Annotated in this window: 9 protein-coding genes and 1 pseudogene; 6 read left to right on the top strand and 4 right to left on the bottom strand. The window is 65.9% G+C overall.

Annotated elements, in window-relative coordinates; genetic code table 11:
• Positions 1–630: 630 nt before the first annotated feature.
• Positions 631–4347: a serine/threonine-protein kinase gene (locus PX52LOC_RS26260; RefSeq protein ID WP_168219213.1), complete on the top strand. Its 3717-nt coding sequence runs from the start codon at positions 631–633 to the stop codon at positions 4345–4347.
• A 257-nt stretch (positions 4348–4604) separates the two neighbouring features.
• On the opposite strand, the gene PX52LOC_RS26265 is transcribed toward PX52LOC_RS26260, so the two are convergent.
• Positions 4605–5018: a hypothetical protein gene (locus PX52LOC_RS26265; RefSeq protein ID WP_149112871.1), complete on the bottom strand. Its 414-nt coding sequence runs from the start codon at positions 5016–5018 to the stop codon at positions 4605–4607.
• Between the two features lie 503 nt (positions 5019–5521).
• On the opposite strand from PX52LOC_RS26265, the gene PX52LOC_RS44085 reads away from it, so the two are divergent.
• The 4 genes from PX52LOC_RS44085 to PX52LOC_RS26285 are packed head-to-tail and all read left to right on the top strand — an operon-like array spanning position 5522 to position 8652.
• Positions 5522–5941, top strand: a complete 420-nt coding sequence (locus PX52LOC_RS44085; protein WP_168219214.1) for an ECF-type sigma factor — start codon at positions 5522–5524, stop codon at positions 5939–5941.
• The gene (locus PX52LOC_RS26275) at positions 5833–6468 is read left to right on the top strand and encodes a peroxiredoxin (RefSeq protein ID WP_149112873.1); all 636 of its coding nucleotides are present in this window, start codon (positions 5833–5835) and stop codon (positions 6466–6468) included. Before PX52LOC_RS44085 ends, PX52LOC_RS26275 begins: the two co-directional genes overlap by 109 nt.
• A gap of 52 nt (positions 6469–6520) precedes the next feature.
• Positions 6521–8080 carry an outer membrane protein assembly factor BamB family protein gene (locus PX52LOC_RS26280; protein WP_149112874.1) on the top strand — a complete coding sequence of 520 codons (1560 nt, stop codon included), beginning with the start codon at positions 6521–6523 and terminating at the stop codon, positions 8078–8080.
• The gene (locus PX52LOC_RS26285) at positions 8077–8652 is read left to right on the top strand and encodes an SAM-dependent methyltransferase (protein ID WP_218575164.1); all 576 of its coding nucleotides are present in this window, start codon (positions 8077–8079) and stop codon (positions 8650–8652) included. The genes PX52LOC_RS26280 and PX52LOC_RS26285 overlap by 4 nt, the downstream gene beginning before the upstream one ends.
• 134 nt (positions 8653–8786) lie before the next feature.
• On the opposite strand, the pseudogene PX52LOC_RS26290 reads toward PX52LOC_RS26285, so the two are convergent.
• The 3 genes and pseudogenes from PX52LOC_RS26290 to PX52LOC_RS26300 form a co-directional block, all read right to left on the bottom strand.
• Positions 8787–9514: pseudogene (locus tag PX52LOC_RS26290) on the bottom strand (SDR family oxidoreductase).
• A gap of 31 nt (positions 9515–9545) precedes the next feature.
• Positions 9546–9890 carry an SDR family oxidoreductase gene (locus PX52LOC_RS26295; RefSeq protein WP_149112875.1) on the bottom strand — a complete coding sequence of 115 codons (345 nt, stop codon included), beginning with the start codon at positions 9888–9890 and terminating at the stop codon, positions 9546–9548.
• 252 nt (positions 9891–10142) lie between these two features.
• Positions 10143–11042, bottom strand: coding sequence for an AraC family transcriptional regulator (locus PX52LOC_RS26300; protein WP_149112876.1), 900 nt, complete (start codon positions 11040–11042; stop codon positions 10143–10145).
• Between the two features lie 694 nt (positions 11043–11736).
• Here PX52LOC_RS26300 and PX52LOC_RS26305 point away from each other — a divergent pair.
• The gene (locus PX52LOC_RS26305; protein WP_149112877.1) at positions 11737–13362 is read left to right on the top strand and encodes a DUF1549 domain-containing protein; all 1626 of its coding nucleotides are present in this window, start codon (positions 11737–11739) and stop codon (positions 13360–13362) included.
• The last annotated feature ends 8 nt before the right edge of the window (positions 13363–13370 follow it).

Consider the following 13370-nt stretch of genomic DNA (forward strand, 5'->3'; position numbering starts at 1 on the left):
GAGAATCTCGGGATCGTGGTCGAAACTCCCGGGCGCGGCTTTGGCGAACTGACGGGCGGTGTTCTGGAGGGCGAGCATTTCGATGAGTTCTGTGACCGCCCCGGATTCGACCGGCACTTCCTTGTTCGCGAAAAGTGTTGCCCCAATACCGTGGGGGTTATTCACACGCACGCGATTTTCGTCGAGCCGGGTCAAGCGTGGGTCGGTCGGCAAGGGCACACTCCGGATAAGGGTTCGGTGTGCTGACACGCCGATTCAGGGTTAGGTTCGCGGGGGCAAATCTCGATGAGTTGGAGTGGGATTATCGCCGGGCCCATCTCGTTCGAGCGGTGGGCCGGAAATAAAGTTCCTGAATGCACGTGTGGCGTACCACCGCCGTTCCGGATCCTCTTCTGCACGCCGTTGTTTCTTGCTGAAGATTGAACGAACGCCTTCCCGATCTCTCAGGGTGTTCCTTACAATCATTTCACATCCAGCCCGTCTCGCGCATCCCTTGCCCGGTATCAAATGTCCTCCGTTCCATTTCCCGATCCCAACACGAATGGAGCTTCCGAGCCGAGCGAACTGTATACGAGCGATGACCAGTCGACCAACGACCGCAACCCAAACCCCACGCGGTCCGATGATCGCGTGACCGTGTCGAAGACGCCCACGCAGGCGTTTGACGCCGGGCGGTTTGATCAACGTGACGTGTCACCCCAATTCCGGGCCCGCGGGTTCGAAGTCATCCGGGAGCTCGGTCGCGGGGGAATGGGTGTCGTCTACAAGGCTCGCCACGTGCTGACCGGGGAAGTCGTTGCCCTCAAGACGCTCCAGCAAATGACGCCGGCCGGCCTCCTCCGCTTCAAGCGCGAGTTCCGGATCGCCGCGAACCTCTCTCATCCCAACCTGGTTTCCTTGCGGGAACTCGTCTCGGACGGGACGAACTGGTTCTTGACGATGGAACTCGTTGACGGGGGGAACTTCCTCGCCCCGGACGGGGCGTTCATTCCGACCGGGCCGGCGGGCGGGGACGCGGACGCGCGGTTGCGCGATCAGTTTCGGCAGTTGGCGTTCGGACTGGCCGCCTTACACGCGGCGGGGATTCTCCACCGAGACGTCAAGCCGAGGAACGTCCTCGTGACGGCCGCCGGCCGAGTCGTTCTCGTCGATTTCGGGTTGGCCGGTGAGGTCGCAGAGGACGGCCACTACTTGAGCGCCCCCGGTCAAGTTACCGGCACGGTCGCTTACATGGCCCCGGAGCAAGCGATCGGGGGCGCGCTGACCACCGCCGCCGATTGGTACGCATTCGGAATCGTTCTGTACAAGGCCCTTTCTGGAGACCTCCCGTACACGGGAACGGTGGCCGAGATTCTCTGGGCGAAACAACGGACCGATCCGCCGACGCACCCCTTGCGTCGGGCCGATCTCCCGCCCGATCTGGTCAGCCTTTGCCTCGACTTACTCGCCCGCGACCCGGCAGACCGTCCGTCGGCGGAGGACGTGGTGCGGCGGCTGTCCACCCCTGCGAGTGCGGCGGACGGGCGCGGGTCACGCCAACGAACCGAACTGCCCACGCGGGGCGTCAGCGTCGTGGGCCGAGAGCGGCACCTGCGATCACTCGACGACGCCTTCGCGGCCGTACGCGCGGGGAGGACAGGGTGCGTGAGGGTTCACGGGCCATCCGGGGCGGGCAAGTCGACCCTGATCCGGACCTTCCTCCAGCGGCTCCCCGCCGACACGGCGATCACTCTTTTCGGCCGGTGTTACGAGCAGGAACTCGTGCCGTTTAAAGCGTTCGACGGCGTCGTGGACAGTCTAACGCAGTACCTGGTCGACCTCCCCGAGGCCCAGGTTGCCGCTCTCCTCCCGCGTGACGCGCGGGCGTTGGCCCGGTTGTTCCCGGTCTTCGGCCGGGCCATCGCCGTCGCCGCGGTGCCGCGCGGTGTGAGGGACGATGCCCTGGACCAGCGGGAAGTCCGACGCCGCGGCATCGCGGCCATTCGGGACCTGTTCGGCCGCCTCGGTGACCGCCGGCCAGTGGTGCTGTGCATCGACGACCTGCAGTGGAGTGACGCCGACAGTCTTATCGTCCTGGAGGAACTGCTCCGACCCCCAGACCCGCCCCGTGTCCTGATTCTGTTGACCTACCGGGAAGAGGATGCGGCCGGCAGCCCGATCCTGCACCGGGTCAAAGCCTTCCAGTCGGTCGAACCGACGGTCGTGGTCACCGACCTCCAGGTGGCGGGGTTGTCGCCGGACGAGGCCACGGCGTTGGTGACAGAGTTGTTGGGCGAGACGGGCGGTGATCGGGCGCTGGCAATCGTGCGCGAGGCCGGCGGGAACCCGTTCTACCTCGGCGAGTTGGCCGAAGCCATCCACGACGGGGTGACAGTCGACGGGCCGGTGTCGCTCGACCGCCTCCTGTGGGACCGCAGCCGAACCTTACCCGACGAGGCGCGGCAGGCACTCGATGCGGTCGCGGTGGCCGGCCGACCGATTCCTCCGGAATTGCTCCGCGAGGTCGTCGGGGCGGCCGGGGATTCTCATGCGACGTTGTCCCTCTTGCGGGCGAGACATTTACTGCGCGTAACGGGCGTCGATGCCCTGGTAACCACCTACCACGACCGGGTGCGGGAGGCGGTGCTTGCGCACCTGCCAGACCGCCGACGGCGTGAGTGGCACCTGCGGTGGGCCCGGGTGGCCGAGGCGGCTGGGGAGGTGGATTCGGAGTTCTTGGCCGTTCACTTCCACCGGGCGGGCGAATCGCTCGTCGCGGCGAAGTACTATGCAACGGCGGCCGCGGCTGCGAGCAGTGTCACGGCGTTCAATCAGGCGGTCCGGCTGTACCAAGCGGCCCTCGAGTTGGGCGCGTGGCCCACCGAGCAAGCGGCCGCCCTGGAAGCGGCCCGCGCGGGTGCTCTGGCGAACGCGGGGCAGGGGCTGGCGTCCGCCGAGGCGTACCTCCGGGCCGCCGCCAAGGACGACGCCCACGCCCTCGACTGGCAACGCCGCGCGGCGGCGCAGTACCTCTTCAGCGGCCACATTGATGTCGGTCTGACGGTCCTTCGGGAGATTGCGGCGACCATCGGCATGTCGATGCCCCGGGCGGAGTGGGTGACGATCGCCAAACTCTTCGCCGCCAAGGCCCGCTTGTGGTGGCGGGGAATCCGCTTTCGCCCCCGCCCGGCCGGTGACATTCCCCACCGGGTGTTGGAGCGAATCGACGTGTGCTGGTCGGCCGGGACAAGTCTGTGCGTCACCGATTATCTCCTCGGTGCGTATTTCCTGAACCGGGGCCTCCTCTTCGCTCTGAAGGCGGCCGAACCGGTCCGCGTCGCCCGGTTTCTCGCCCTCGAATCCGCCCATGTTGTCGTGATCGGCTCGGCCGGGCGGGGGCGGGCCCAACTTTTGAGGGACGCGGCCACCGAGATCGCGGCCCAATTCGCCGACCCTTACCTGGAGGCACTGCTAAACTTGTCCCGCGGAATGGGCGATTACATGACCGGCGCGTTCCGGGCCGCGCTGCCGTCCCTCACCGCGGCCGAGCAGGTTTTTCAGACCCGGTGCACCGGGGTAACGTGGGAACTGGACACCGCCCGGACGTGGACCATGTGGTGCTTGTTGGCACTGGGCGAGATGAAGGAGTTGGCGGCCCGCTGGCCCCGGCTGAAGGAAGACGCCGACGACCGGGGAGACCTGTACGCCCGGGTCAACCTGGGCACGTACATTCTGTCGTCCGTTGGCACGGCGGCGGACGAGCCGGACCAAGCCTGGGACGACCTCCACGCGGTCATGGCCAACTGGTCGCAGCGGCGGTTCCACATCCAACACCACAACGCCCTACTCGGACGGCTCCAAATCCACCTCTACCGAGGCGAGTACCGGGCCGCGTGGGAACTGGTCCGCGATCGGGAACCGTCCTACCGCCGCTCGCTGATCTGGCGCATTCAGCAGCCGCGGATCGACCACATTCAATTCCGGGCCCGGTGTGCCCTGGCGGCGGCGAGTGGTCAGAAGAATCCGGAGCCACTCCTTCGTTCGGCCGAAAGAGATGCCCGCCTGTTGCTAAAGGAATCCGCGGCTTGGGGTCGAGCGCTGGGCTGCCTCGTTCAGGCGTGCGTCCGCCGGCTCCGATCGCCGGACAGTGACCCGGCCGCGTTCGCGGATGCGGTCCAACAGTTGGAAGCGGCCGACTTGGGGTTGTTCGCGGCTTCGGCCCGGTACTGCCAGGGCGAGCGAACGCCCGGTCGCGACGGTCAGAACCTGCGAGACGAAGCGCTACGCTGGCTGTCGGACCAAGGGATTCGCAACCCCCTCAGGATGATCCGTTCCCACGCCCCCGCCGGCCACACGGAACACGACTGACACATATTCCCATTCCGTCTGCCGACGGGCCTTTTCCGTCGGATCGGCCAGAAGTTACGTATGGGACGATCACGAGTGGTACGGAGACCCGCAGTCCTCTCTACCGACCGTCGTCGCCGTATGTCCGGGGCGGGAGGCGTTGGTGAGCGGTTCCGAACGGTAACGGCAATCGCCCCGGGCCTGGCAGTACGCCGCGGCGGAGAACGAGCGGAAGGGTACAAGTTTCTCCCCGCACGCCCCGGCGGCGAAAGTGTTGACTACTTCTTCACCCGGTTGAAGTGAACCGGTTCCGATCCCGGCCGTGCGTCGGGGTGTTGATAGGCGAGGGCGTCGTCGTCGAGTTGGACGAGCTTGAACTCCCACGTCTTGCCTGCGAGGTCGGGGTCGTCCGAGGTCTTGGCCACGATCACCAGCGTCGGCGGAAGGGCATCCCACCGGACCTCCCACGTGCCCGTGGCCGTATTGTTCCCGGGCGTGTAGTGCTCCCGCTTCACGGTGCCGTCCGCAGCGATCGTCAGTGTGCCGACGCAATCGCCGCCCTGCCACACGCCGTGCAGCAGCTTCTCCAACGCCGCCGCCTTGTCCTTCTTCGGTTCCTTTGCCGGCTCGACGGCGCGGCCGGCCGAGGCCAAGACGAGGGCCGTCACCATGAGTGCCATTGCCCGGACCATTGTGATTCTCCACAAGGGACGCATTGCCCGACAGTCCGACTATACTCGGTTTCGACCCGAGAACGTGTACCGGCTTCGTAACAGCCCAGGACGAGACGACCTCCGGTTCCTGCCTTCGTACACGGCGTTGCCTGCCCCGATTGTGCCGGCCGGTAGGACGATGCCCGGCGATTGGGTGATGTTCACCGGACCCGCCAGAGGAATGTTTCCGAACGAACCGGGCGTGCCGTAGACGATCGACAATCCGGGGTCGATTCACCCGGTTGTTTGCCTTCGGCGCGTCGGTCGCACCATCGACCCTCGTCGTAAGAGGATGATGTTCGACGGGTCACGAGCCGGACCAATTTTCCTGAGCTCGGAATACATGATCCCGTCCGCCGACGGTTGGGCATCCTCCACCGATGGAGCTGCGACGACAAACGGATCGCGAAACCGAATTCGTTTTGCACTCAGCGAGACACCCGCGGTATGATCAGGTTCTATTCCCGCTAACCGGGGCACCCATGCCCTCCGACGCCGTCAATGTCTGGCTGAGTCAGCTTCAGGTCGGGAAGTCCGTCGCTACCCAACCACTGTGGGAAAAGTACTTCCACCAGTTGATCGGGCTGGCCCGCACCCGGCTCCGGAACATCGCGCTCCACGCTTCCGACGAGTCACACAGCCTCTGCCGCAACGCCGAGGCCAAGCGGTTCCCCGGCTTCGCCGATCATGACAGCCTGTGGCGGTTTCCGGGCGTGACGACAAGGTGCGGAAATCTAGGGGCCGCCGGGAAGCGACACCTGCAAGTTCACTTTCACCCGTTCGGAGATCTGTCATGTTCGCTTCAACTCTGCGTCGGTCAGTTCTGCTCGGCATCCTCGGTCTCTTCGTCGCGGTCGGCGCGGCGGGGGCCGACGACAAGAAGGACGTGCCGGTGGACCTGAAGGTCGGCGACCCTACCCCAGCGTTCCAGCTCCGCAACGACGCGGACAAGATCTGGAACAGCTCCGACCACTTCGCCAAGAAATGGGTGGTGATCTACTTCTACCCCGGCGACTTCACCCCCGGCTGCACCGCGCAGGCAAAGGCCTTTAACGCCGCCATGGACAAGCTCACTGAGAAGGGCGTCGAGGTCGTCGGCGTCAGCGGCGACTCGGTCCGAACGCACGAGCTGTTCAAGAAGACCCACAAACTCAGCTTCACCCTCCTCGCCGACTCGGAGGGGACCGTTGCGAAGCAGTTCGGCGTGCCGGTCGGCAAGGGCGCGACCGTGAAGGCCCGGGACGCCGCCAACAAGCCGCTCGACCTCGACGGCAAGCAGTACGAGTTCGAGCGAACGGCGACCGCCGCCAGGTGGACGTTTATAATCGATAAGGCCGGCAAGGTGGCGTACAAGAACATCAAAGTCGTGCCGCCCGACGACGCGAAGAAGATCACGGAGTTCATCGAGAAGGCGAACGAGAAAAAGTGATCCCGCCCATCGCCCCGCCCCGTGGCCGGGCTTCTCTCTCCCGGAGACCGCCATGGCGAGGACTCCCGCCCGGCTCGCCGTCGCTCTGGTGCTCGTGACGACCCTACCGGTCACGGCCGCGGACTGGCCGCAGTGGAACGGCGGGCCGACCCGCAACGCGGTCAGCCCGGAAAAGAACCCGCCGACCGACTTCCAGCTTCCCGTCACCGAGGACGGGAAGATCGTCAAGGCCTCGCGCGGCGTCGCGTGGACCGCCGAGTTGGGCAGCCGGACGGTCATCCCACCGGTCGTCGCCGGTGGCCTCGTCTGGGTCGGCACCAACGCCCGCCCGCCGGCCGATGACACGGTCCCCGCCAAGGACTGGGACGGCGGGGTGCTGATGTGCTTCCGTGAGGCCGACGGCACTCCCCTGTGGAAGCAGCGGACTCCGCGGCTCGCCACCAACTATGTCGAGGACTTCCCCCAGGCCTCGCTCGGCTCGGCCCCGCTGGTCACCGGCGACCGGCTGTGGTTCACCAACAACCGGTGCGAGGTCGTCTGCCTGGATATCGCCCCCGTGAAGAACGGCACGGGCGACCCGCGCGAAGCCTGGAAGCGGGACCTGCGGAAGGACTTCGGCGTGTTCCAGCACTTGCCGCTCATGGCCGGCGGGTTCGCCGCGTCCGTCGCGGCCGACAAGGACCGGCTGTTCATCGTCACCCACAACGGGGTGGACGAGACCTACGTCAAGGTTCCGGCGCCGGACGCGCCGAGTTTGGTGTGCCTGGACAAGGCCACCGGCAAGGTGCTGTGGACGGACAACTCGCCGGGCAAGGGCATCCTGCACTGCCAGGTGTCCAGCCCGCTCGTGTGCGAGGTCGGCGGCCGGCCGCAAGTGATCGTCGGCCAGGGGGACGGATGGCTCCGCAGCTTCGACCCGGCGACCGGGAAACTCCTGTGGAAGTTCGACCTGAACCCGAAGGACGCGGAGTATGAACTCGGCGGGGCAGGGACCCGCAACTACGTCATGGCCACCCCGATGCTCTACGACGGCCGGGTGTACGTTCCGACGGGGCAGGACCCCGAGCACTCCGCCGGCGTCGCGCACCTCTACTGCATCGACCCGACGAAGGCCGGCGACGTGAGCCGTGAGCTGGACGCCGGGCCTAAGAAGGGCAAGCCGAACCCGAACTCGGCGGTCGTCTGGTACACGCCGAGCGAGGTCCCGGACGACGCGCCGAAGATCGAGGTCGGGAAGACGAAGAAGCGCGACCTGCTCCGTTCACGGGAGTACTACTACTGCCGAACGATCGCCACCCCGACCGCCCACGACGGGCTACTCTATACTGCCGATGTCCACGGGTTCGTCTACTGCTTCGACGCCAAGACCGGGAAGCTGTACTGGGTCGAGGACACGAAGGATGATGTCCGCGGTCAGCCGCTCTGGGCCGACGGCAAGGTATTCATCGGGACGGGCTACGGGGACGTCTTCATCTTCGCCCACGGCAAGGAAAAGAAACTGTTCGCGAAGATCGCGTGCGACGAGCCGGTCCGCCCCGGCCTCGTCTTCGCCAACGGGACACTGTACGTGACCGGCGAGTCCCGCCTGTACGCCGTCTGGAGTGCGAAATGATTGCCGCCCGTGTCTGTCTGTTCGTCACGGTGCTCGCGGCCGCCATGGGTGCGGCCGCCGAACCGCCTCGGGGCAAGAAGCCGGTCGTGATTCTCGTCCCGACCCCACAGGACGTGGTCGAGAAGATGCTGGACGCCGCCGCGGTGACGAAAGCCGACGTGGTCGCCGACCTCGGGTGTGGCGACGGCCGCATCGTCGTCACGGCGGCAAAGGTGTACGGGTGCAAGGCACACGGCTACGACCTCGACCGGGCGTGCGTGAAGGTGTCGCGGGCGGCGGTCGAGAAGGCCGGCGTCGGGAAACTGGTGCGGGTCGAGGAGGCCGACATTCTCGACGTCGATCTGTCGGACGTGACGGTGGTGACGCTGTTCGTCGGGACGACCCTGAACGCCAAACTGGTGCCGCGTCTGGAGAAGATGAAGGCGGGGTCGCGGGTGGTGTCGCACGTGTTCCCGATTCCCGGCGTAAAGCCGGACCGGGTGTTGAAGGTGACCTCGTCCGAGGACGACAGGGAGCGGCCGGTGTACCTTTACACGCTCCCGCTGACGAACGAGAAGCCCGGCAACCGATAACACTCATACGCGCAATGCAGGCCGCACGACGCGCGGTTGCCTCTTCGGCCGACAGTTCTTGGGCGCAACGCTCGTCGATACGCCTCTCATTCGCGAGTACGGTGGTAGTGTCGCACTTCTGGCTCTAAGGGGCGTTACACCGTTCCTCCGTTGGCCCGGAGGATCTGCCCGTTCACCCACCCGCCGTCCGGCCCTGCGAGGAACGACACCACGGCCGCGATTTCGTCGGGTGTGGCCAGCCGTTCCAGCGGCGAGAGTTTCGCGAGCCGGTTCACTTGCTCCTCGGACTTCCCCTCGAAGAACAACTCCGTCGCCGTCGGGCCAGGGGCGATCGCGTTGACCGCGATGTTGCGACCGCGTAATTCTTGCGCGAGGGTTCGCGTCAGCATCTCAACGGCCGCCTTCGTCGCCGCGTAAGGACCGTAAGCCGGCAGGAGCATGCCGACGACACTCGACGACAGGGTGATGATGCGGCCGCCGGCCGCCACACGCTGGGCGGCTTGCTGCAAGACGTTGAAAGTTCCGCGGACGTTCGTGGCGAACTGCGCGTCGAAGTCTTCCACGGTCCCCGACGCGATCGGCATCATCTTCATGATGCCGGCACTGTTCACCACTACGCCGATCGGGCCGAAGGCGGCTTCGCCTCTTGAAACAGTCGCGCGACGTCGGCCGGGTCGGCAACGTCCGCCTGCACTGCGACGGCCCGGCCGCCCGCAGTCGTGATCTCTGTGACGACCTCCTGAGCCTTCACGGCGTTGCCGGCGTAGCCGACCGTCACCGCGAAGCCGTCGCGGGCCAACCGCACCGCGATCGCCCGGCCGATGCCCCGCGACGCGCCGGTGATGATTGCTGCTTTCGACATGGTCGTTCTCCTGATGGGGGCCGCGGTCGAATTAAGGGAGGATGTGCGGGGAGAGAACCCGCGTGGTGGACCAAGTCCGCTTTGGTAGCGTCGAGAGGATGCGCGAGGCCGGCCGTTCCGCCTCGTGAACGACCACGTCCACGCGGCTGGTGGCGGGCAGACGGTCGAACCACCGGCGGGTTACGGCGTCCACCGGTTGAAATCGAGCCATCCGCTTCTCGTCTTGGAGGGCCGCCGCGAGAGCGGGTAAGCGATCAAGCCACCGGGACGCGACCACGACCCGGTCCCCACGGCGGGCCAAGACCCAAGTGACGGCGATCCCGGTCGAGGCGTCTGTGCCGGGCAGAATGTCAAGGCGGAGTTGAGGCGTTGCCATTGTCCGATCCTCTGAGTGCCAGGGAAATCTAACCAGGCGAGGGTGGCGAATGGTGGAATCTTAAAAGCATTCCCGGAGGGGCGGTAGCACGTTGATCCACAGTCTTTGCACGATCCTGCACGGGACGGCGTTTTCTCAAACTGCTGCAAATCCATTCACGGTCGGCGAGCCTTTCCTCCGATCTCTCCTCACCTACATGGGGACGGGCACGGAATCCGATCGCAAAGGGACGGGATTTCAACCCCGGTTCTGTCAAACGGCTGCGGGGGCAGGGCTTCGCTTGAGACGGGACACGTCCCGTTGCGGTGGTTGGCCGAACAGGCGGCGGTACTCGCGGCTGAACTGCGACGGGCTTTCGTACCCCACGCGGTATCCCGCTTCGGCCGCGTCCAAGCCTTCGCCGAGCAAGAGTCGGCGGGCTTCCTGAAGGCGGAGTTGCTTCTGGTACTGCAACGGGCTGAGGGCCGTCACGGTCTTAAAGTGGTGGTGCAGGGCCGACACACTCATGTGCGCTTCACGGGCCAAGTCTTCGATCCGCAGGGGGTCGGCAAAGTTCGTCTTCAGGTGGCGGATCACCCGGCCGATCCTCTGGGCTTGCCCGTCGGCCGCGACAATCTGCCGGAGGCGGGGGCCGGCACTGCCCGCGAGCAGCCGGTAGGTGATTTCCCGCAGGGCCAGCGGCGCGAGGACGCGGACGTGTTCCGGCGTGTCGAGCAACCGCAGCAACCGCACGACCGTATCGACCATGCCCGGGTCTAACGAGGTGACGCCGAGGCCGCGCTGCGGTGTGAACCCGCGGGCTTCGCCGCCGTCGGCGATGAGTTCACCGATCTGGGCCGTGTCGAGGACGATCTTCAACCCCAGGTACGGGCACGCCGGCGTCGCCTCAATAACTTGCCCGGCGACCGGCAGGTCCACCGACACGAGCAGAAAGTGCGACGGGTCGTAGCGGTACACTTCGTCACCGAGCAGTAGCTGCTTGCTCCCCTGGGCGACGATGCAGAAGGCCGGCTCATACACGCACTGGTTCGGGGCCGACGGCTGCGACGTGCGGTACAGGGTCAGCGGCCCGACGGCCGTGGGGTGGATGCCGTCCCGGCCGGTATGCCGGTCCACGAGGCGGGTAAGTTCGACGAATGCGGGCTCGGGCACGAGTCGCTCCTTCCACGGTCACGGGTTTCCTACAGTGTTCGCCACCGACCCGGTGGCCGTCCTACCCCGTCTGGAGGATTGGGCAAGGATCGCCGAGAATCGGGTTATCTCGCAATGAACTGGAACTTTTAGAATGGCCCCGTCATCTGGTCCTGCCTTTGTGTCTGGAGCCGCCCACCGATAGAATCGGGCAAAAACAGAAAGGGCCACGCGATGGCGACGACAGCCTTTGCGGCCACGGCTGCGACAAGTTCGATCACCCCAGTTTCCTTCTAGCGCCGCAATCGTCTTTATCAACATCTCGTCTACGAGAACTGGCTGCGAATCTTTCCATCCCGGCAAGGACGCCGGTCAATCATGTGTCCGAATTTGGTGAAAACAACGGTCCTGCTACTTCTTGATCGGTAGAGCCCCTCGATGAAACCCCACGCGGGCGATCGAGCAAGACACTACGGAACCGATGCCGTCAACGAGTGGGTGCGTCGCCGGCAGGCGCAAATTCTCCATCCGGATGGTGGCATTCTGAGTGCCTTCACTTCGCGGAGTGCGTACCGGCGTCGGCGCGGCAGCAATTTTCCTTGACAAGGGGTCGGGATTACGCAAATGTGTGGTATCGACATGCCTGCCTCGGTCGCGCGAACGGTTCGGTTTCGCCCGATCACAACTTCCCCCCACCGAACGTCGGATCATCGGCATGGGCTTTCCCGCACGACGCCTCCCGGCGGCCTGGTGTGCCCTCGTCTCGTTCGTTCTTGTCGCACACGCTGACGAGCCGTTGCACCAAGAGATCGACCGCACGATCGCCGCCGGACTGCTGGACTACGACCGTGTTGCTGCCCCGCTGTCCACCGACGCCGAGTTCCTCCGCCGCGTCTTCCTCGACCTGACCGGCAGTATTCCCTCCGTTGCCGACGCCCGCGCGTTCCTCGCCGACGCCGCGGCCGACAAGCGGGCGAAGCTCATCGACAAGCTGCTCGCCAGTCCCGAGCACGCCCGGCGGATGCAAGAATTCTTCGACGTGATGCTCATGGACCGCCGCCGTGACGCGAAAGTGCCGGCGGCCGCGTGGCAGGCGTTCCTCCGCACGTCATTCGCCGCGAACAAGCCGTATGACGAACTCGTCCGTGACATCCTCTCCAGCGACGGTGCCGACCCGAAGACGCGGCCGGCGGCCAAATTCTTCCTCGACCGCGACCTGGAACCGACGATCGTTACCCGCGACATCGCGCGGTTGTTCCTCGGCCAGAACCTCCAATGTGCCCAGTGCCACGACCACCCGCTCGTGGGCGACTACAAGCAATCGCACTTCTACGGTATCCAGGCGTTCTTCAACCGCGCGTATCTTCACCCGAACGCCCAGGACGCGAAGGCCGTCATCGCGGAGAAGGCGGACGGGGAGGTGAACTTCATCAGCGTCTTCGACCCGAAGAAGGTGCAGAAGACCACGTCCCCAGCTGTCCCCGGCCGCAAGCCGATCGGCGACCCGAAGCTCGACAAGGGAAAGGAGTACAAGGTCGCCCCGGCGAAGGACGTGAAGCCGATCCCGGCGTACAGCCGCCTCGCGAAGCTAGCGAGCGCGATCACCGCCGAGGAGAACGTCGCCTTCCGCCGCACGGCCGCGAACCGCCTGTGGTTCCTGATGATGGGCCGCGGCCTCGTTCACCCGCTCGACTTCGACCACTCGAACAACCCCGCCTCGCACCCGGCCCTGCTGACACTCCTGGCCGACGAGTTCGCGAAGAACAAGTACGACGTCCGGTGGCTGCTCCGCGAGATCGCGCTGAGCAAGACGTACCAGCGGTCGAGCGAGCGGCGGGGGCCGGCCGTGCCGGAGGACCGTTACGCGGCGGCGATCCTCAAACCGCTCGCGCCGGAGCAACTCGGGTCCGCGATGGCGCAGGCGAGCGGGCTGACCGACGTGTACCGCAAGGAACTGGCGAAGAACCTGACCGAGCCGGCACTGCACGCGAAGCTGGCCGGAAACGTGGCGCCGTACTTGCGACTCTATGGCAACCGGCCGGGCGAGACGGACGACGGGTTCGTCTCGACGCTCGATCAGACGCTCTTCGTGAAGCACGGCAGCCACGTGCGGAACCTGATCGCGCCGCGAACCGGCAGCCTCGTGGAGCGGGCCGCAAAGTTGAAAGAGCCGAGTTTGGTCGCTGAGGAGCTGTTCCTGACCGTCTACACCCGCCTGCCGAGCGACGAGGAGCGAGACGAAGTGGCCGCTGTAATCCGCTCGACGCCCGACCGCACCGCCGCCCTGACGGACATCGTGTGGGCGATGCTCGCCAGTGCCGAGTTCCGGTTCAACCACTGAGTTCGAGG

The organism is Limnoglobus roseus, from assembly GCF_008254045.1.
GTDB lineage: Bacteria > Planctomycetota > Planctomycetia > Gemmatales > Gemmataceae > Limnoglobus > Limnoglobus roseus.